Below are 19353 nucleotides of genomic sequence, written 5' to 3' on the forward strand. Positions count from 1 at the left end.
TCCCACGCCGTGCCCACTGAAGCTTCCATCGACCCCCGCACCCTCGATCACGGTGCCGCCAATGCCCACGGGTTCGACCCGCAGGCCGTGGAGACCGCCGCCCAGCGCTTCTGGGACGGCACGCGCGCGTTCGAGGCCCACGAGGCGTCTGACAAGCCCAAGTACTACTGCCTGTCGATGCTGCCGTACCCGTCCGGTGCGCTGCACATGGGCCACGTGCGCAACTACACGATCAGCGACGTGATCAGTCGATACAAGCGGATGACCGGCCACAACGTGCTGCAGCCGATGGGTTGGGACGCGTTCGGCTTGCCGGCCGAAAATGCCGCGATCAAGAACCACACCGCGCCGGCGAAGTGGACCTACGCCAACATCGAGCACATGAAGGCGCAACTGCGGCAGATGGGGTACGCGATCGACTGGTCGCGCGAGTTCGCCACCTGCGAGCCGTCGTACTACGTCCATGAGCAGCGCATGTTCGTGCGGCTGATGAAGCAGGGCCTGGCCTACCGCAAGAACTCGGTGGTGAACTGGGACCCGGTCGACCAGACCGTGCTGGCCAACGAGCAGGTCATCGATGGCCGCGGCTGGCGCACCGGCGCGCTGGTGGAGAAACGCGAGATTCCGCAGTGGTTCCTGAAGATCACCGACTACGCGCAGGAGCTGCTTGACGGGCTGGACAACCTTCCGGGCTGGCCCGACGCGGTCAAGACCATGCAGCGTAACTGGATCGGCCGCAGCGAAGGCCTGGAAATCCGCTTCGACGTGCGTGATACCGACGACACGGAGCTGGAGCCATTGACTGTGTTCACGACGCGGCCGGACACCCTGATGGGGGTGACGTTCGTCTCGATCGCAGCCGAACATCCGCTGGCGACCCACGCGGCCGCCGGCAACGACGACCTGGCCGCGTTCATCGCCGACCTGCGCAAAGGCGGTGTCAGCGAGGCGGAGCTGGAAACCCAGGAAAAGCGCGGCATGGACACCGGCCTGCGTGCGCTACACCCGGTCACCGGCGAGCCGTTGCCGGTGTACGTCGCCAACTTCGTGCTGATGAACTACGGCACCGGCGCGGTGATGGCGGTGCCCGGCCACGACGAGCGCGACCACGAATTTGCCACGCATTATCAGTTGCCCGTCAAGCTGGTCATCGTCCCCGACTCGGTGCGCGATGCGCTGGTGGAAATCCGCCGTGACCTGGGCGCGCATGCGGACCCGATGGCCAGTGCGCTGGGTCAGGCCGGTGCGACCGATGTCTACGACACCGGCGCGGCGGTGCAGGTGGTCGAGCAGTTCCAGCAGGGCCTTGCCAGCCAGGCGTATACGCAGCGCGGCTGGTTGGTGAACTCCGGCGAATACGAGGGGATGGATTTCCAGCAGGCGTTTGATGCACTGGCCACCAGGTTCGAGGCCGAAGGCCGGGGTGCGCGTCGGGTCAATTTCCGCCTGCGAGACTGGGGTGTGAGCCGCCAGCGCTACTGGGGCTGCCCGATCCCGGTGGTCTATTGCCAGGATTGTGGCGCCGTGCCGGTTCCCGAGGAGCAACTGCCGGTGGTATTGCCCGAGGACGTCGCGTTCATGGGCACCGGTTCACCGATCAAGGCCGACCCGGAATGGCGCAAGACCACCTGCCCGAACTGCGGTAGCGCGGCCGAACGCGAGACTGACACCTTCGACACCTTCATGGAATCGAGCTGGTACTACGCGCGTTACACCTCGCCGGGCGCGGCCACCCAGGTCGACGAGCGCGCCAATCACTGGCTGCCGGTCGACCAGTACATCGGCGGCGTCGAGCACGCGATCCTGCACCTGCTGTATTTCCGCTTCTACCACCGGCTGCTGCGCGACCAGGGCCTGGTCGACAGCGACGAGCCGGCGACCAACCTGCTGACCCAGGGCATGGTGATCGCCGAGACGTTCTATCGCGAAGAAGCCAACGGTGCGAAGGACTGGATCAACCCGGCCGATGTGTCGATCGTGCGCGATGAGCGTGGCCGCATCACCGGCGCAACGCTCAAGGCCGATGGCAAGCCGGTGGTGATCGGCGGCGTCGAGAAGATGTCCAAGTCCAAGAACAATGGCGTCGATCCTCGCCTGATGGTCGACAAGTTCGGTGCCGACACCGTGCGCCTGTTTTCGATGTTCGCCGCGCCGCCGGATCTGTCGCTGGAATGGAACGAGGCCGGCGTGGAAGGCATGGCGCGGTTCCTGCGTCGGTTCTGGCGCGAACTGCTGACCCACACCGGCCAGCCCGACCACCCCGACATCCACGATTTGCTGAAGACCGGGGCGGTATTGGACGCAGCGCAGAAGACGCTGCGTCGGCAGCTGCACGAGACCATCCAGAAGGTCGGGGACGATTACGGTCGCCGCCACGCCTTCAATACCGCTATCGCCGCGCTGATGGAGCTGCTGAACCACGTCAGCCGGTTCAAGGACATGAGCGATCCGGGCCGGGCGGTACGCCACGAGGCGCTGCAGGCGATGGTGCTGCTGCTGAACCCGGTCACCCCGCACACCAGCCATGCCCTGTGGCAGGCGCTGGGTCACGCGGAGACGCTGCTGGAGGATATCCCGTTCCCGCAGGTCGATCCGGTCGCGCTCGCCCGCGATGCGGTGGTGATGGCGGTGCAGGTCAACGGCAAATTGCGCGGCACCATCGAGGTGCCGGTCAACCTGGACAAGGCCGAGGTCGAGCTTCTGGCGCTGGCCGAACCGCACGTGGCCAACTTCCTGGCGGCCCTGACGGTCCGCAAAGTGATCGTAGTGCCGGGCAAGATCGTCAACATCGTGGCCGGCTGAGTGGTGGATCACCTGCCGTCGTTTTGTGCCGCGACCGGTTCAGCCCGGCGTTGCTTTCATGCTTGATGCGCCCATCCGCGTGGGTCAGACTCGCACGATGATCCGAGCACTGACCTTCCTCGTCCTCGCACTGGTGTTGTCTGCCTGTGGTTTCCAGTTGCGCGACGCGCTGACATTGCCGGCCGGGCTGGATCCGGTCAAGGTCGTCTCCAGCAGTCGTTACAGCCCGTTGGCCGCGTCGCTGGCCGCGTCGCTGGTACGCGCCGGCGCAACGCCGGCGACTGCGGCGACGGAAAACCCGGCGATCCTGGAATTGAAGGCCGAGCGCTGGGGTGATACCCCGATCAGCGTGGATACGCGTGGCCGTGCGCAGGAATTCAGCCTGCGCTACGCGGTGGTATTCGAGTTGCGCAATGGCGATGGCAGCTTGCTGGTGCCGGAACAGAATATCGAGCTGTCCCGGGATTACATCTCGGTGCCGAACAACTCGATAGGAACCGAGGGCGAGCGCGACATCCTGGTGCGCGAGCTGCAACGTGAAATGGCGGCCTCGATACTGCGGCGCCTTGATACGGCCGCCAGCGGGACCCTGGTGGGGAGTGGTGACGCCTCACAGGTATTCATCGAGACCACGGACGCGGCGCAGGCCGCCATGGACGCTGCCAATGCCGTTGCGCCGGTGCCGCCGGTGCCGGCCAGCCCCCCAGCCGTTGACACCCCTGTAATCGAGCCGCCGGTAACCGAAGAGCCTGCCGATACCGATCCGTCGGACGAGCCGGCTCCCCCGCTTCCGCGCTGACGATGGAGCTGAAACCCGAACAGCTGGTTGCCCAGCTCGCCTCCGGGTCGCTTGCCTCCGCCTACCTGATCGCCGGTTCCGAGCCTTTGCGCGTGCTGGAGGCAGCCGATGCATTGCGTGTCGCCGCCCGTGCCCAGGGGATCGCCGAACGCGAAGTGTTCGAGGCCGAAGGTAACCAGCGCGAGCCCGACTGGGCGGCGATGAAGGCCAGTCTGGGCGCGCCGAGTCTGTTTGCCAGCCGTCGCCTGATCGAGTTGCGATTGCCCACAGGCAAGCCAGGCAAGGAGGGAGGGGCATTGATCAGTGCGTTTTGCGCCGATCCCCCGGCCGATGTCGTGCTGCTGGTGACCACCGGCGAGTGGAGCAAGAAGCACGTCGGCAAATGGAGTGACGCAATCGGCCGGATTGGCAAGATCGCGATTGCCTGGCCGGTCAAGCCGCACGAGCTGCCCGGTTGGGTCGAGCAGCGCCTGCGCTCGCGCGGGGTACGTGCCGATGCCGATGCCGTGCAGCAGCTGGTCGAGCGCATCGATGGCAACCTGTTGGCCGCTGCGCAAGAGATCGACAAGCTGGCCTTGCTGGCCATCGATGGAAGCCTCGATCTGGCGACCATGGAGTCGCTGGTCGCCGATGCGGCGCGCTTCGACGTGTTCCGGGTCATTGACGCCGCCATGAACGGCAACGCCGGCCAGCTGTCGCGGATGCTCGCCGGCTTGCGCGCGGAAGGTGTCGCGGTGCCGGCATTGCTGGGCATGGTGGTGATGGAACTGCAACGCACCGCCGCACTGGCACGGATCCAATCACGCGGGGGCAGTCTGGCCAGCGAGTTCAAGGCGCAGCGGATCTGGGATTCCAAGCAGCCGATGTACCACCGGGCGTTGCAACGCCACTCCGCCGCCCACTGGGACGCGTTCGTATCGCAGGTCGGGCGGGTCGACCGCATGGCCAAGGGGCGCGAGCCGGGTGATGCGTGGGTGGCACTGGAGCGCCTGCTGCTGGCGGTCGCGGAGCCGCGCGCGATCCATCTGCTGGCGCGCTCGAGTGCCTGAGCCGGGCGCTTCTGGAGTGAACGCCGCCGGAGTGACCGCCATCGGAGCGAGCACCGGTCTTGTCGACGGCTTGGCCGTGTTCTACGGCGGCACGTTCGATCCCGTGCACTGTGGCCATTTGCAGGTCGCGCAGCATGCACGCGATCGCCTGGACGCCGTCATCCGCCTGATGCCAGCCGCTGATCCGCCACACCGGAACGCGCCGGGTGCCAGCGCGCTGCAACGGGCGCAGATGCTCGATCTGGCAGTGGCTGGCGAGCCCGGATTGCTGGTCGACCGCCGCGAGTTGGCGCGCAGCACACCGTCGTACTCGGTCGATACCCTGCGCGGCATTCGCGCCGAACTGGGGCCGCAAGCGCCGGTTGCCTTGTTGATTGGCGCCGACAGCCTGCTGGGCCTGCCCACCTGGAAACAGTGGCGGACGTTGTTCGAACTCGCGCATTTCGTGGTTGCCGAACGCCCCGCGGTCGACCTCGATCAAACGCTTCCCGAGCCCCTGTCGACGTTCCTCAGGGACCGTTGGACAACCCGGCCCGGGGCTTTGCGCGATGCTCCGGCAGGCCGTGTATGGCGCCTGCAGCAACCGCTTCACCCCGAATCGGCCACCGATGTACGTGCGCGGATCGCCGCTGGCAAACCGTGGCAAGCGCTGGTTCCGCCCGCCGTCGCCGGCTATATCGACCGTCACCGGTTGTATGCAAACGGGGTTGCCACCCCGGCTTCGTTATAATTCGACCCCGCCAACCCACACCCAACCCAGAGCCTGCATTGACCAGTCAAGCCCAAGTCATCAAGACCCGCCTCCCCAGTCCCCCGCCCAGCGTGGACGACCTGCTGCAGACCGTGCGTGACGCGGTTGCCGAGCTGAAGGCCAAGGATTGCGTGGAAATCGACGTGCGCGGCAAGAGCAGCGTCACCGACTACATGGTGATTGCCTCGGGAACCTCGTCGCGGCACGTGAAGTCGATCGCCAACGAGGTGATCAAGTTCGTCAAGAAACTCGATGTGATGCCGATTGGCGTTGAGGGCGAGCGCGAGGCGGAATGGGTGCTGGTCGATCTTGGTGATGTCGTGGTCCACATCATGCTGCCGCGCGTGCGCGAATTCTATGCGCTGGAGCGGCTGTGGACGGTCGGTGACCAGCCGCCGGAAGCCATCGACGAGTATGGCGATGACCACCGCAGCGAGACCGACGCGGAAGACGGTCTCTAGCATCTGAAACCGCTCGCATGAAGGCAAAGTTGATTGCAGTTGGCGAGCGTGCACCGCACTGGGTCGCCGAGGGCTTCGAGGACTACCGCAAGCGGTTGTCGCATTGGTTGCCGCTGGAGTTGATCGAAATCCAGCCCGGGCTGCGCGGCAAGAACCATGACATCGCCCGCGCCACGGCCGATGAAGGCGCGCGCGTGCTGGCGGCGTTGCCCAAGTCGCCGCTGGTGGTGACCCTGGACGGTCGCGGCAAGCCGTGGAGTTCGGAGCAGCTGGCACAACGACTGGAGCACTGGCGGGGGCAGGGGCGGGACCTGGCCCTGTTGATTGGCGGGCCCGAAGGCCACGCCGATGAGGTGTTGGCCCGCGCCGACGAGTCGTGGTCGCTGGGCCCGCTGACCCTGCCGCACATGCTGGTGCGCCTGGTGGTTGCCGAGCAGCTGTACCGGGCCGCGGCGCTGCTGGTCAACCATCCGTACCACCGCGCGTAGCGGTAGGCCCGGTTCAGTTGCCGGCCGCGCCCGGGTCGGTCTCGGGTTTGCGACCCAGGCCGCCTTCATCGGGGTTGGGCGGCCTGCGTGGATCCGGCTGGCGGGCATCGTGTTTGTCGCGCGGCTTCGGCTCGGCATAGCCGGCGTCGGCATCTTCGTCGCGCCCGGGTCCGTGCTTGTCGGGGTTCCGTGCCGGCGGCCGGTTGTTGTCGGGATGGTTCATGGTTTACCTCCCCAATTCGAAGACCACGTCCAGATTGACCGACAGCGTGTTTTCACCCGGTGAAACGGGAGCGTCGGCACTGGACTTCTCCATCCTAGCCATCGCCATCATCGGCATGGGTGGTCCGAAACCGCCATTGCCTTCGCTGATGCTGACGATGCGTCGCACCTTCATGTCCAGCGATTCGGCATACATCTGCGCCCGCGCACGGGCCGTATCGATCGCGCTGCGGCGGGCTTCGTCGTAAGCGGACTGCTTGTCGTCGACCTCGAAGCTGGGGCCCTGGATCTGGTTCGCGCCGACGCTGGCCAGCGTACCGATGATGCTGCCCAGGTCACCGATGTCGCGCACGGTGATGTTGACCGTGTTACGCGCCTCATAGCCGGTAATGGCCGGGGGCTGGTCGTCGGCGTACCGGTATTGCGGGTTCAGGCTGATCCCGCTGGTCTGGATATCGCGTTCTGCGACCCCCGCCTTGCGAATCGCGGCGACCACCTTGGTCATCTGCTCCGCATTGGCCTGCATGGCCGCTTCGGCCTCGGCGGCCTGCGTGACCACGCCAGTGGACAGGTTGGCGATATCGGGCACGCGTTGGGCTTCGCCCTGGGCCGATACCGCCAGCAGGGTGCCGGTACTGGCGGGTGCCGATGCACGGCTGGCCGGCATGGACGTGGGGGCAGACTGGGCGAGGCAAGGCATCGCGGTGGCCGCCAGCACGAGCGCGGCGGCGGCGATCAGAGGGCGCAGGGTGGGTCGGTTTGGAAGTCGCGTCGGACGCATGGTGTGCTCCTGAATGGCAGATATGAAGGGTCTGGGCAAGATGGTGAACACGCCGTGAGCCGTCCCCACCGATACCGGCCGCGTCGGCCGGCGCTCAGCCTGTACAGGTTATGCTTTCCCGGCATGATCCATCTAGCTTCCAGATCCCCCCGCCGCCGTGAGCTGCTTGCCCGGCTGGGCGTGCCGTTCGAGGTGCTCCAGCTGGATGTGGCCGAGTGCCAGCGACCGGACGAGGCGGCCGAATCCTATGTGTGTCGCGTGGCCGGTGAGAAGGCCAGGGCCGGGTTGCTGGAGCGTTCCGGCGACCCGGATGCATTGGTGCTGGGCGCCGATACCGAAGTGGTGCTGGCAGGCGAAGTATTCGGCAAACCGGGCGACGTCGCCGATGCCGCGGCGATGTTGCGGCGCTTGTCCGGCCGCACCCACCAGGTAATCTCGGCGGTGTCGCTGGTCTCGGCAGGCCGGCAGTTGCAGGCGGTATCCATCTCCGAGGTTACTTTTGCGGTGCTGACGGAGGCCCGTATCCAGGCCTATGTCGGCGGCGGCGAGCCGTTTGGAAAGGCCGGCGGGTACGCCATTCAGGGCTTTGCTGAGGCATTCGTGACACGTTTGGCCGGCAGTTATTCAGGGGTGATGGGTTTGCCGCTTTACGAGACCAGCTGTTTGTTGGCGCAGTTCGACCTGGGCCCGGCGTCGACTCCCGACGCGATCAGCGCGGAGGCGACATGAGCGAAGAAATACTGGTCAACGTGACGCCGCGTGAGACCCGGGTGGCGGTGGTCGAGAACGGCATGCTGCAGGAGCTGCATATCGAGCGTGGCTGGGCGCGCGGCGTGGTAGGCAACATCTACAAGGGCCGGGTGCAGCGGGTGATGCCGGGAATGCAGGCGGCATTCATCGACATCGGCCTGGAACGCGCGGCATTCCTGCATGCGGCCGACATCGTCAAGCCGACGCCGTTGGGCGATGGCGACGAGACCGACTTGCCAGCGCCCCCGACCCGGCCCATCTCCGAGCTGCTGCGCGAGGGTCAGGAAATCGTCGTGCAAGTGGTCAAGGACCCGATCGGGAGCAAGGGGGCACGCCTGGCCACCCAGATCAGCATTCCTTCGCGCTACCTGGTCCTGCTGCCCAACACCCGGGTGATCGGGGTGTCGGCGCGGATCGAGGACGAAGTCGAGCGCGCACGCCTGAAGGCCCACGTTGCCACCCTGGCGCCGGGCGAGGGGTTGCACGGATATATCGTTCGCACCAATGCCGAAGGCCAGCCGGAAGAGGCATTGGGCGAGGATATTGCCTATCTCAGCCGGGTCTGGGAGCTGATCGGGGAGAAGTCCCGGAGCGCACGCGTCGGTGAATGCGTATACGAGGACCTGACGCTGCCGCTGCGCGCGGTGCGCGACCTGATCCGCCGCGACGTGGAGAAGGTCAAGGTGGATTCGCGCGAAACCTTCGATCGGCTGCGCGCGTTCGCGGCCCGGTTCATGGACTCCACTGGCGCCGCTGACGGCACGGACCTGGTGGAAAAGATCGAGCACTACGCCGGCGCCCGACCGATCTTCGACCTGTACGGGGTGGAGGACGAGATCCAGCGCGCGCTGGACAAGCAGGTACCTCTGAAATCCGGCGGCTACCTGGTGATCGACCAGACCGAGGCGATGACCACCGTCGACATCAACACCGGTTCCTTCCTGGGCCAGCGCAATCTGGAGGAGACCGTTTACCGCACCAACCTGGAGGCGGCGCAATCGGTGGCCCGGCAACTGCGGCTGCGCAACCTGGGCGGCATCATCATCATCGACTTCATCGACATGACCGATGCCGAACACAAGCGGCAAGTGCTGCGGACGCTGGAGAAATCACTGGCCAAGGACCACGCCCGCACCACGGTGTATGACTTCTCGCCGCTGGGGCTGGTGGAGATGACCCGCAAGCGCACCACCGAAAGCCTGCAGCGGCAATTGAGCGAGCCATGCCACGAGTGCAATGGCCGCGGAACCCTGAAAACGCCCGAGACCGTGGTTTATGAGGTTTTTCGGGAGATCGTCCGGCAGGTGCGCCAGTTCGACGCTGAACGCCTGTTGGTGATTGCCTCGCCGAAGGTGGTCGACAGGATTACCGACGAGGAGTCGGCGGCGGTGGCCGAGCTGGAGGAGTTCCTGGGCAAGTCGGTCCGGTTCCAGCCTGATGACCAGTACGCGCAGGAGCAGTTCGATGTCGTGCTGCTTTGACCGCCAACCCCAGCGCTGACATGCCGACTGCGTTGCGCCGTCGCTTGCGCCACGCCCGTCGCGGGTTTGGCTACGTCGTTGCCGTCACGTTGGTGTTGGTGGCGCTGGTGCTCGGCCTGGCCAGCCAGGTGTTGCCGCTGGCCGAGCGCAACCCCGACCAAGTTGCGGCGTGGTTGAGCCAGCGCGCCGGTCGGCCGGTCGCCTTTGATGCGGTGGAGACGGCATGGACGCGGCGCGGGCCATTGCTGCAGCTGGAGAACCTGCGCATTGGCGAGGGCGAGCAGGCGTTTGCCGTCGGCGACACCGAGATGCTGGTGTCGATCTACGCCGGCCTGCTGCCGGGCGTCCCGTTGTCGGAATTGCGCCTGCGCAACCTGGAGCTGACCGTGGAGCGCTTGGCTGACGGCCGCTGGCAGGTGCGAGGACTGCCTGGGCAACAGCAAAGTGGCGGTGATCCGTTCCAGGCGCTGGAAGGGCTGGGCGAGTTGCAGGTGATCGACGGCGCGCTGAGGGTGCTGGCGGCGGATGTCGGCGTCGACATCACGGTGCCGCGGGTCGACTTGCGCCTGCAGGTCGATGCTGACCAGGTTCGGGCCGGACTGCGCGCCTGGCCGCAGGCGGTAGCGGGCGAGGTGGCCACGCCGATTGATTCGGTATTGGCGTTCAACCGCCATAGCGGCGATGGCCGCGCTTATGCAGACGCTGATCGGGTGGATTTGGCCGAATGGTCGCCGCTGCTGCAACTGGCCGGAGTCGCAATACAAGGTGGACAGGGGAGCGTGGAAGCCTGGATGACATTGCGCGACAAGCGCGTTGCCATGGTGACCCTGGACACCTTGCTGGAGGACGTGACCCTGAGCGGCGCGCCGGTCGCACTGTCCGCCGCCGTGGACGCGCGCGCCCAGGGCGCCGCGGTTCCGGTGGCGCGGCTGGAGCGCTTTGAAGCCCGTGCCCGCTGGCAACAGGTTGACGGTGGCTGGCGATTGGATGCGCCGGCGCTGAGGGTCGACGCCGACAGTCAGCAGCACGTGTTTGATGGCCTGCTGTTGGCCGGTGGGGACCATTACGCTCTGGTGGCCGATCGGGTCGATCTGGCTCCCCTGGCGCATATCGCGGCATTGAGTGACCGGCTGCCGGCGCCGCTGCGGCGCTGGTTGCTACAGGCACGACCGTCGGGAGCATTGCGCCAGGTCGAGCTGCATGGCCGGCGTGATGGATCGCTGGCCATGACCGCGTCGGTCGAAGGGCTGGAGTTCAAGCCGGTTGCCGACAGTCCGGGCCTGCGTGGCCTCGCTGGCAGGCTTGAAGGTGACGCGTCGGGTTTCAGCCTGCGGCTGGACAAGCGCCAGCCGGTGCAATTCGACTGGCCGCGGGGCTTCGGCATGGTCCACGAGGTCCGTCTGGACGGAACGATCACGGGCTGGCGTGAAGGCGACGGTTGGCAGGCAGGTACGGCGGGCCTGCGGGTCGATGGCGAGGACTTCGGCGCCGATGCGCGCGGCAGTCTGTGGTGGCAGGGGGACGGCACGCGGCCCCGGATCGACCTCGCCGCGACGGTGGACGAGACAGCGGTGCCGGTCGCCAAAAAATTCTGGGTCCGCCACAAGATGCCCGAGTCGTTGGTGGAATGGCTTGATGGCGCGCTGGTGGGAGGGACCGTTGTCGGTGGCCGGGCGTTGATCTCGGGCGATCTCGACGATTGGCCGTTTGTCGACAATGACGGCCGCTTCGAAGCGCGCGCACGGATCACCGATGCCAGCGTTGCCTTCCACGAAGGCTGGCCGGCGGCAAGCGGACTGGATCTGGACGCCAGCTTCATTGGCAACGGTTTCAGTCTCGATGGCCGGGGCACGCTGGCCGCTATCGAGGTCCCCGCAATCCACGCGGCCATAGACGATTACGGTGACGGTGCGCTGACCGTGGAGGCCAGCAGCAATGCCGATATCGGACAGTTGATCGGACTGCTGCAAGACAGTCCGCTGCACGAACTTCAGCCCGAGACCTTTGATGCCATTACCGGCAGCGGTGCGGCCAAGACCGATTTCCGGCTGGTGCTGCCCATGGGGCACGGTGAATTTTCGATCCAGGGTGCGGTGGCATTGAGCAACGCAAAACTTGCCGACCCACGTTGGGATCTCGCCTTCGACGCGGTCAATGGGCGGGTGCGTTATTCGCGCAACGGTTTCAGCGCGCCGGAGCTGCGGGTTCGGCACGACGGGCGAGCGGGCACGCTGTCATTGCGGGCCGGCGAGGGCCTGGTGCGTCACCCGGGGAATATTTTTGAAGGCAAGCTGGTTGCCACGTTTGGCAGTGACGCCTTGCTGCAGCGTGCGCCTGAGCTGGGCTGGTTGGCACCCTACATGGATGGCCGGTCGCAATGGTCGGTCGAGCTCACGGTACCCAAGTCGGCTGCGGGTCAAACGACGGCAACGCGGCTTCGGCTGGAATCGGATTTGCGCGGCACCGCGCTGAGCCTGCCCGAGCCATTGGCCAAGCCTGCCGGCGAGGTGCTGGCGACGAGCGTGGAGACGCCGCTGCCTTTGGGTAGCGGCGAGATCCAGGTGGCCCTGGGAGACGTATTGGCCCTGCGTGCGCGCACCGTTGGTGGCAGTACCGGGGTGCGCGTGGCGCTGGGAAGCCGCGTCGTTCAGCAGGCGGCGCCGGCATCGGGGCTGGTGGTCAGTGGACGCGCCGACATCTTCGATGCGATCGGCTGGGTCGGGATGGCGCGCGGTGGGGGCACCGGTAACAGCGCAATGGCATTGCGACGCATGGACGTCACCGCGCGCCGCCTGCACCTGTTGGGAGGCAACTTCCCGCATACCCGATTGCTGGCCGAACCGGTTGCGAACGGCGCGACCCGCGTGCGGTTCGAAGGGGAGGCGTTGCAAGGCGATCTACTGGTGCCGCCGGCCGCCGGCGCGGCGGTGACCGGAAGCTTCCAGCGGGTGTATTGGCAGCCGGTCCCATCGCCAACCCCGGCACCGTCGTCGACCTCGACGGCGGCCGGCACCACCGGCACCGCTGACGCCATCGATCCGCGTCGTATCCCACCCTTGTCGCTGGATATCGCCGACCTGGGCATCGGCGATGCCCGGCTGGGCACTGCGCTGGTGCGCACCCATTCCATGGCGAACGGCCTGCAACTTGAGCGCTTGCAGGTCCGTGAACCCGGACAATCCATTGATGCCAGCGGCAGCTGGACGGGCACGGGCGCGACCGCACGCACGGAACTCAGCGCCAAGCTGCAAAGTGAAGACCTGGGCCAGCTACTGGCCGACTTTGGTTTTGCCGGGCGGTTGGAAGGCGGGGCGGGCAGCGTGCAGATGGACGCCGGCTGGGCGGGAGGCCCGGCGCAATTCGGGTTGGCATCGCTTGCCGGCCGTCTCCACCTGGATGTTCGCGACGGCCGGCTGCTCGAGGTCGAGCCGGGGGCGGGCCGGGTGCTCGGGCTGCTCAGCCTGGCCGAATTGCCCCGACGATTGACCCTGGACTTCGGTGATTTCTTCTTCAAGGGTTTTGCCTTCAACCAGGCCGGCGGTGATATCCGCTTCGCCGGTGGCGAGGCAAGCAGCGACAACCTGCGTATCGACGGGCCCGCTGCCCGGATCAATATCCACGGATCGGCCAACCTGCGCGCGAAGACCTTCAACCAGACCATCGAGGTACTGCCCAGGACGGGCACCCTGTTGACGGTGGCTGGTGCGCTCGCTGCCGGCCCGGTCGGTGCGGCAATCGGCGCCGCCGCCAATGCCGTTCTGCAAAAGCCGTTGGGGCAGATCAATGCCAAGACCTATCGGGTCACCGGCCCGTGGAGTGACCCGAAGGTCGAGGTCATCAGCCGCGAGCAGGGTCGGGTGGCCGATAAGCCGGTTCCAAGCGGTTGAAGCGCGGGCCCACCGGCCGCATATCGTCCCTCGTTGCCGCGTTTCCGGCGGTACTCCCCAACTTCCCCTATCCGAGCGCCCCATGACCTTACCGCTGCAACTTGCCGAATCCCGTCTCCTGTTGCCGGCCGGGCTTGACGCCAACGCACTGGAAGCCACATTCGGCACCTTGCTCGGTCCTGGTATCGATTTTGGCGACCTGTACTTCCAGCACGCCCGGCGCGAGAGCTGGACGGTGGAAGACGGCATCGTCAAGGACGGTGCCCATTCCATCGAGCAGGGCGTGGGCGTGCGTGCGATCAGCGGCGAGAAAACCGGCTTTGCCTATTCCGACGAGATCAACAGTGCGGCGTTGATTGCCGCGTCCAGTTCCGCACGCGCGATCGCGCGTGACGGGAACTCGGTCACCACCCGGTCGCTGGTGCGCAGCAACGCGCATTCGCTGTATGCGCCGGAGGATCCGATCGACTCGCTGGCCAACGAGGACAAAGTCGAGGCGCTGCGCCGGATCGACCAGCTGCTGCGCGCCGCCGACCCGCGGGTCAAACAGGTGATGGTGAGCCTGTCCGGCGGCGTCGACACCGTGTTGATCGCGCGCAGTGACGGCGTGCTGGCGGCCGACGTGCGCCCGCTGGTGCGCTTCAACGTGCGGGTCATCGTCGAGCACAATGGTCGCCGCGAGTCCGGTTCCACCGGTGGCGGTGGTCGTTACAGCTATGCCGAGTTGCTGGCCGACGGCAAGCCCGAGGCCTGGGGCCGCGAGGCGCTACGTCAGGCATTGTTGAACCTGGAGGCGGTCGACGCGCCGGCCGGCGTGATGCCGGTGGTGCTTGGCAACGGCTGGCCCGGTGTGCTGTTGCACGAGGCCGTCGGCCACGGACTGGAAGGCGACTTCAACCGCAAGGGCACCAGTACCTATGCGGGACGCATGGGGCAGCGCGTGGCTTCGCCCGGCGTCACCATCGTCGACGACGGCACCCTGCCGGGCCGTCGAGGTTCGCTCAACATCGACGATGAGGGTCAGCCGACCGAGTGCACCACCCTGATCGAGGACGGCGTGCTGGTCGGCTACATGCAGGACAGCCTCAACGCGCGGCTGATGGGCATGAAACCGACTGGCAACGGCCGCCGCGAATCGTTCGCCCACCTGCCAATGCCGCGCATGACCAACACCTACATGTTGGCCGGCACGCATGACCCGGAAGAGATGATCCGCTCGGTCAAGCGCGGCCTGTACGCGGTCAATTTCGGCGGCGGCCAGGTCGACATCACCAGCGGCAAGTATGTGTTCTCGGCGACCGAGGCCTACCTGATCGAGGATGGCAAGGTCACCGCGCCGGTCAAGGGCGCGACGCTGATCGGCAACGGCCCGGAGACCATGCAGAAGGTCAGGATGATCGGCCACGACCTGGCGCTGGACGAAGGCGTTGGCGTCTGCGGCAAGGACGGCCAGAGCGTGCCGGTCGGGGTCGGCCAGCCGTCGCTGCTGATCGACGGCATCACGGTGGGCGGCACCCAGGCGTGAGCGCCTGCCGCCCGTCGGACACGGTGCTAAAGCGTATCGCTGTCGTCGTCTGCGACAGGCGCATCCTCACGGGTCGCGTCATCGGCCAGCATCATCGCGCGCAACTGCCGGAACAGCTCACGGAACGCGCGCGGCGGCTTGTTGCGCTTGCGCTCTTCCAGCGTGTTGCGCACCAGTTGCCGCAATCCCTGACGATCGGCATCGGGGTGCAGGTCGAGCAGCTCACCCAGCGCCACGTCACCTTCGGCCAGCAGGCGGTCGCGCCAGGCTTCGACCCGGTGCATCGCCGCGGTCTCACGACGAGCGGCGTCGCCTTTCTCGTCGAGTGCGTCGCGCAGCGCTTCCAGCGTCTGGTCATCTTCGCGGCGCAACTGCTTGGCCAGGAACGCCATTTGCCGCTTGTGCGCGATGTGGGAGGTGATCCGGCGCGCATCACTGATGAGCGGCAAGAGCGACTCGGGAACCGGCATCCGCGCCAGTTGGGCCTCCGTCAGGGCCACCAGCTGCTGGCCCAGCGTCAGTACCTCCAGCGCATCGCGACGCTGCTGGCTGCGGCTGTCGCCGCGAAATTCGCCGGTTTCTTCGTCTTTGCCACGCATCTTCAACATCCACGTCATTTCGAATTGCAAGGATAAGACATTGAACGACATCACTCCCGTCCCCGTTGACGCGGCCGTGCCGACCGACACCGCCAGTTCTGCCCGCCTGGACATGCTCGCCGGGCTGTCCGCACGCTTGCTTGAGCGCGCGCAGGCCAATGGCGCCGACCAGGCCGAGGTGTCCTGCTCCGAGGATGCCGGGCTCAACGTCAATGTCAGGATGGGCGAGGTCGAGACCGTCGAGTCGACCCGTGACCGCGGCATCGCGGTGACCGTCTACTTCGGTGGTCGCAAGGGCAGCGCCTCCACCGCCGACCTGCAGGAGGAAAGCCTGGCCGCCACCGTCGACCAGGCCTGCGCGATTGCGCGCCACACCGAGCATGACCCGGCGGCGGGATTGGCCGATGCGGCGCTGATGGCGACCGATATCCGCGAGTTCGACAGTTGGCATCCGTGGGCGATCGACGCCGACCAGGCCATCGACCTGGCCCTGGCCTGCGAGCAGGCCGGCCGTGATGTCGATCCGCGCCTGGAAAACTCCGATGGCGCCTCGGTTGGCAGCGGCAGCAGCCTGTCGGTGTATGCCAATTCGCACGGCTTCGTCGGCCGCGAGCGCAGCACCCACCACAGCCTTGGTTGCGCGCTGATTGCCGGCCGCGGCGCGGACATGCAGCGCGATGGCTGGTACAGCATCGCGCTGGCCGCCGACGAGCTGGAGTCGGCGGCAGCGATCGGCCGCAAGGCTGCGCAGCGGGCGCTGTCGCGACTGGCTCCGCGACAGATCGCGACCGGCCAGTACCCGGTGTTGTTCTCGGCCGAGATGGCCCGGTCGCTGGTCGGCCACCTGCTGGGCGCAGTCTCCGGTGGCGCGTTGTACCGACGCGCGAGCTTCCTGCTCGACAGTGCCGGCACCCAGCTGTTCCCCGACTGGTTCGCGATCGACGAGCGGCCGTTCCTGCCACGCGGTTTCCGCTCGGCGTCGTTTGATGGCGAAGGTGTCGCCACCCGTGAGTCGGCACTGGTCGCCGGCGGCGTGTTGCAGCGCTATGTCCTGGGCAGCTATTCGGCGCGCCGGCTCGGCTTGCAGACCACGGCCAACGCCGGCGGCGTGCACAACCTGCTGGTGGCAGCCAATGGTGGTGATCTCGACGCCATGCTGGCCGGGATGGGGCGCGGCTTGCTGGTCACCGAACTGATGGGGCAGGGCGTCAACAACATCACCGGCGATTATTCGCGCGGCGCGGCCGGCTTCTGGGTCGAGGACGGCAAGATCCAGTACCCGGTCGACGGCATCACCATTGCCGGCAACCTCAAGCAGATGTTCGCCGCAATCGAGGCGGTGGGCAGCGATGTCGATCCACGCTCGCATGTGCACACCGGCTCGATCCTGGTCGGGCGGATGACGGTTGCCGGCGAAGGCTGAAGCGCGCCACTGACCTTCGGCAGTTGACCGGCATCGGGATTGGGGGGAGATTCGAGCCGAACCCATGCTGCAGGAGCACGCCATGAGCCAAAACGAAAACGAATCGCCCGGGACGCCGCCGCCGTTCCGTGACGCATCCGGGCCTACGCCGCCGGAGTCGCCGCCAGAGCCGCCTCCGGCACCGGACGGCCAGCAGTCGTCGTTCAACGCGTCATTCAACCAGCCGCCACCGGCATCGGAGCCGCCCGCGGATGGTCACTCTTCCGAAGCGCGCCAGTGGGCGACGTTTGCACACCTGTCGGCTCTGGTCGGAGGCCTGCTGACATCTGCGGTCGGCGGTTGGGGCACCTTTGTAGGTCCGCTGATCATCTGGTTGGTCAAGAAGGACACGATGCCGTTCGTTGATGACCAGGGCAAGGAAGCGTTGAACTTCAACATCACGGTCGGCATCGCGATGTTTGCGCTGTTGTTGTTGTCGATCGTGACCCTCGGCATCGGCCTGCTGATTGCGATCCCCGGCTGGATCATCATCGGCATCACCTGGCTGGTATTAACCATCATTGCCGCCATCAAGGCCAACGAAGGCGTGGCCTACCGGTATCCGTTGACGTTGCGGTTGATCAAGTAACTGCGGTCGGTTTCGGGGCTGGCCAGTCGCCACGGCGCGCTTCAGATACGGTGCCAGCCCTACCCGCCAGCATCGCCAGCTAGACCTCCGCAATCGCATCGGCACGGTATTTCGGCCTCGCGGTCCAGCCGCGTGTTTTCCGGCGTGAGTCGGCGCGGGTGCAGCTGGCACCTTGGTGGCCGATTGTCAGCCGGTTGTCCGTTAAATGATTGGGGGCCGCCTGAAGGCGGAGCGCAACTCCAACTTCCGCATGAGCCAATCACCAACCGGCAGCGGATTGCCGGCCGTGCGCCGGTCACCTATCGGACAGCGTCCGTCGCCAACATATGCCAAGCCAGACAGACTGGGGAGTAACTGCGTAATGGATATCGGAAAAATCGTCGAGCGCGCCAAATCGATCCTGCTCTCGCCCAAGCGCGAGTGGCCGGTCATCGCCGATGAGCCGGCCAGCGTCAAGAGCCTGTACACCGGCTACATCATGATCCTGGCGGCAATACCGGCTGTGTTCGGTTTCATCAAGGGCAGCCTGATTGGCCACAGTGTGTTCGGCGTGTCGGTGACGACATCGATCATGGCGGGCTTGTTCGGGATGGTTGTCAGCTACATCCTGGGTCTGGTGATGCTGTACGTCATCGCGCTGATCATCAACGCATTGGCGCCGACATTCGGCGGCCAGAAGAACCAGTTGCAGGCGCTCAAGGTCGTTGCTTATGCGTGGACGGCGGCCTGGATTGCCGGCATCGCGACCATCATCCCGTGGCTGGGTTGGCTGATCGCGCTGGCGGGCGGCATCTACAGCATCTATCTGCTTTACCTTGGCCTGCCGCACACGATGAAGTGCCCGCCGGAGAAGGCGGCTGGCTACACCGCGGTCAGCGTGGTCATCACCGTGGTGCTGACCTTGTTGCTGGGCGTGGTGGTTGCCGGATTCACCGGCATGGCCGGCCTGACCGGTGCTGCGGTCGGTGGCGGTGCATATGGCGGCGACAAGGACAACGTCACCTTCGACGAGGACAGCCAGCTTGGTCGGTTGGCCGCAATGGGCCAGCGCATGCAGGCAGCAGCCGAGGCGCAGGCCGAAGCCGGCAACAGCGGTTCCACCAGTTCCGGTTCCGACGCCCGGTCCAGCTCCAACGGATCTGACGCTGATGCGAACGCGCAGGCTGCGCAGGCGGAACAAGTCATGGGCGCGATGATGGGCGCGATGCTCGGCGGCAAGGATGGCAAGGTCGCCGCTTCGCTGGCGCCCGATCAACTCAAGGCGTTCCTGCCCGAATCGATCGGCAATCTCACGCGTGAAAGTCTGTCGTCCAGCCGCAATGGCGCCATGGGCATGCAGATCACTGAAGCCAAGGCCGGCTACGCCAATGCCGACCGCAGTCAGCGCGTGGACCTTCAACTGACTGACGCGCCTGCTACGGGCGGGTTGATGGCGATGGCCAACGCGTTTGGCGGCGGTGGTGAGTCCGAGAGTCAGAGTGCCGACGGCTACGAAAAGACCTACACCCTGGACGGTCAGCGGATCCACGAGCAGTGGAACAACAAATCCCAGCGCGGCGAGTACAGCATCTCGGTCGGCGGCCGCTTCCAGGTCGAGGCCAAAGGGCAGGTCGACAGCATGGACCAGCTCAAGGGGATTGTTGGCAGCCTCGACCTGAAACGCCTTGCTGCGATGAAGGGTGCGGACGAGCAGAAGCAGTAGGCGAT

15 protein-coding genes and 2 pseudogenes are annotated in these 19353 nt (G+C 66.3%); 14 read left to right on the top strand and 3 right to left on the bottom strand.

Annotation, left to right across the window (positions count from 1 at the left end; all coding sequences use genetic code 11):
* Positions 1–27 precede the first annotated feature (27 nt).
* The 7 genes and pseudogenes from leuS to rlmH form a co-directional block, all read left to right on the top strand.
* Positions 28–2224, top strand: a pseudogene (gene leuS, locus ACW7G1_RS05650) (leucine--tRNA ligase); the annotation flags it as partial.
* A gap of 65 nt (positions 2225–2289) precedes the next feature.
* Positions 2290–2802: pseudogene (locus ACW7G1_RS05655) on the top strand (class I tRNA ligase family protein); the annotation flags it as partial.
* Between the two features lie 97 nt (positions 2803–2899).
* Positions 2900–3601: an LPS-assembly lipoprotein LptE gene (locus ACW7G1_RS05660; protein WP_456978730.1), complete on the top strand. Its 702-nt coding sequence runs from the start codon at positions 2900–2902 to the stop codon at positions 3599–3601.
* A gap of 2 nt (positions 3602–3603) precedes the next feature.
* Positions 3604–4650, top strand: a complete 1047-nt coding sequence (holA, locus tag ACW7G1_RS05665; protein WP_456978731.1) for a DNA polymerase III subunit delta — start codon at positions 3604–3606, stop codon at positions 4648–4650.
* Between the two features lie 31 nt (positions 4651–4681).
* Positions 4682–5380 carry a nicotinate-nucleotide adenylyltransferase gene (gene nadD / locus ACW7G1_RS05670; RefSeq protein ID WP_456978732.1) on the top strand — a complete coding sequence of 233 codons (699 nt, stop codon included), beginning with the start codon at positions 4682–4684 and terminating at the stop codon, positions 5378–5380.
* A gap of 38 nt (positions 5381–5418) precedes the next feature.
* Positions 5419–5862, top strand: a complete 444-nt coding sequence (gene rsfS, locus ACW7G1_RS05675) for a ribosome silencing factor (protein WP_456978733.1) — start codon at positions 5419–5421, stop codon at positions 5860–5862.
* Positions 5863–5879: 17 nt separating this feature from the next.
* A complete protein-coding gene (gene rlmH, locus ACW7G1_RS05680; RefSeq protein ID WP_456978734.1) occupies positions 5880–6350 on the top strand; it encodes a 23S rRNA (pseudouridine(1915)-N(3))-methyltransferase RlmH in 471 nt (156 codons plus the stop codon).
* Between the two features lie 13 nt (positions 6351–6363).
* On the opposite strand, the gene ACW7G1_RS05685 is transcribed toward rlmH, so the two are convergent.
* Together ACW7G1_RS05685 and ACW7G1_RS05690 are read right to left on the bottom strand one after the other, a co-directional pair.
* The gene (locus ACW7G1_RS05685; protein WP_456978735.1) at positions 6364–6573 is read right to left on the bottom strand and encodes a hypothetical protein; all 210 of its coding nucleotides are present in this window, start codon (positions 6571–6573) and stop codon (positions 6364–6366) included.
* Between the two features lie 3 nt (positions 6574–6576).
* On the bottom strand, positions 6577–7353 hold the full coding sequence (locus ACW7G1_RS05690) for an SIMPL domain-containing protein (protein WP_456978736.1): 777 nt from the start codon (positions 7351–7353) through the stop codon (positions 6577–6579).
* A 123-nt stretch (positions 7354–7476) separates the two neighbouring features.
* On the opposite strand from ACW7G1_RS05690, the gene ACW7G1_RS05695 reads away from it, so the two are divergent.
* The 4 genes from ACW7G1_RS05695 (at position 7477) to tldD (ending at position 14996) form a co-directional block, all read left to right on the top strand.
* Positions 7477–8082 carry a Maf family protein gene (locus ACW7G1_RS05695; RefSeq protein WP_456978737.1) on the top strand — a complete coding sequence of 202 codons (606 nt, stop codon included), beginning with the start codon at positions 7477–7479 and terminating at the stop codon, positions 8080–8082.
* A complete protein-coding gene (gene rng, locus ACW7G1_RS05700) occupies positions 8079–9584 on the top strand; it encodes a ribonuclease G (RefSeq protein WP_456978738.1) in 1506 nt (501 codons plus the stop codon). Before ACW7G1_RS05695 ends, rng begins: the two co-directional genes overlap by 4 nt.
* Positions 9585–9604: 20 nt before the next feature.
* Positions 9605–13471: a YhdP family protein gene (locus ACW7G1_RS05705; protein WP_456978739.1), complete on the top strand. Its 3867-nt coding sequence runs from the start codon at positions 9605–9607 to the stop codon at positions 13469–13471.
* Between the two features lie 82 nt (positions 13472–13553).
* Positions 13554–14996 carry a metalloprotease TldD gene (tldD, locus tag ACW7G1_RS05710; protein WP_456978740.1) on the top strand — a complete coding sequence of 481 codons (1443 nt, stop codon included), beginning with the start codon at positions 13554–13556 and terminating at the stop codon, positions 14994–14996.
* Between the two features lie 26 nt (positions 14997–15022).
* Here tldD and yjgA read toward each other — a convergent pair whose 3' ends face one another.
* Complete coding sequence (gene yjgA, locus ACW7G1_RS05715; protein WP_456978741.1) at positions 15023–15595, bottom strand: ribosome biogenesis factor YjgA; 573 nt, start codon at positions 15593–15595, stop codon at positions 15023–15025.
* Positions 15596–15707: 112 nt separating this feature from the next.
* Between yjgA and pmbA the strand changes: the two genes are divergently transcribed.
* From pmbA to ACW7G1_RS05730, 3 genes are all read left to right on the top strand, one after another.
* A complete protein-coding gene (gene pmbA / locus ACW7G1_RS05720; protein WP_456978857.1) occupies positions 15708–17018 on the top strand; it encodes a metalloprotease PmbA in 1311 nt (436 codons plus the stop codon).
* An 82-nt stretch (positions 17019–17100) separates the two neighbouring features.
* Positions 17101–17646: a DUF4870 domain-containing protein gene (locus tag ACW7G1_RS05725; protein WP_456978742.1), complete on the top strand. Its 546-nt coding sequence runs from the start codon at positions 17101–17103 to the stop codon at positions 17644–17646.
* 361 nt (positions 17647–18007) lie between these two features.
* Complete coding sequence (locus ACW7G1_RS05730) at positions 18008–19348, top strand: Yip1 family protein (RefSeq protein WP_456978743.1); 1341 nt, start codon at positions 18008–18010, stop codon at positions 19346–19348.
* Positions 19349–19353: the final 5 nt, after the last annotated feature.

This window comes from Lysobacter sp. A378, from assembly GCF_054052125.1.

Excerpts from the sequence above, each read along its gene's own strand:
- ACW7G1_RS05660 (WP_456978730.1), top strand. The coding sequence starts at position 2,900 with ATGATCCGAGCACTGACCTTCCTCGTCCTCGCACTGGTGTTGTCTGCC.
- tldD (WP_456978740.1), top strand. The coding sequence starts at position 13,554 with ATGACCTTACCGCTGCAACTTGCCGAATCCCGTCTCCTGTTGCCGGCC.
- rlmH (WP_456978734.1), top strand. The coding sequence starts at position 5,880 with ATGAAGGCAAAGTTGATTGCAGTTGGCGAGCGTGCACCGCACTGGGTC.
- rng (WP_456978738.1), top strand. The coding sequence starts at position 8,079 with ATGAGCGAAGAAATACTGGTCAACGTGACGCCGCGTGAGACCCGGGTG.
- pmbA (WP_456978857.1), top strand. The coding sequence starts at position 15,708 with ATGCTCGCCGGGCTGTCCGCACGCTTGCTTGAGCGCGCGCAGGCCAAT.
- ACW7G1_RS05695 (WP_456978737.1), top strand. The coding sequence starts at position 7,477 with ATGATCCATCTAGCTTCCAGATCCCCCCGCCGCCGTGAGCTGCTTGCC.
- ACW7G1_RS05685 (WP_456978735.1), bottom strand. The coding sequence starts at position 6,573 with ATGAACCATCCCGACAACAACCGGCCGCCGGCACGGAACCCCGACAAG.
- ACW7G1_RS05730 (WP_456978743.1), top strand. The coding sequence starts at position 18,008 with ATGGATATCGGAAAAATCGTCGAGCGCGCCAAATCGATCCTGCTCTCG.
- ACW7G1_RS05705 (WP_456978739.1), top strand. The coding sequence starts at position 9,605 with ATGCCGACTGCGTTGCGCCGTCGCTTGCGCCACGCCCGTCGCGGGTTT.
- ACW7G1_RS05725 (WP_456978742.1), top strand. The coding sequence starts at position 17,101 with ATGAGCCAAAACGAAAACGAATCGCCCGGGACGCCGCCGCCGTTCCGT.
- ACW7G1_RS05690 (WP_456978736.1), bottom strand. The coding sequence starts at position 7,353 with ATGCGTCCGACGCGACTTCCAAACCGACCCACCCTGCGCCCTCTGATC.
- holA (WP_456978731.1), top strand. The coding sequence starts at position 3,604 with ATGGAGCTGAAACCCGAACAGCTGGTTGCCCAGCTCGCCTCCGGGTCG.
- yjgA (WP_456978741.1), bottom strand. The coding sequence starts at position 15,595 with ATGCGTGGCAAAGACGAAGAAACCGGCGAATTTCGCGGCGACAGCCGC.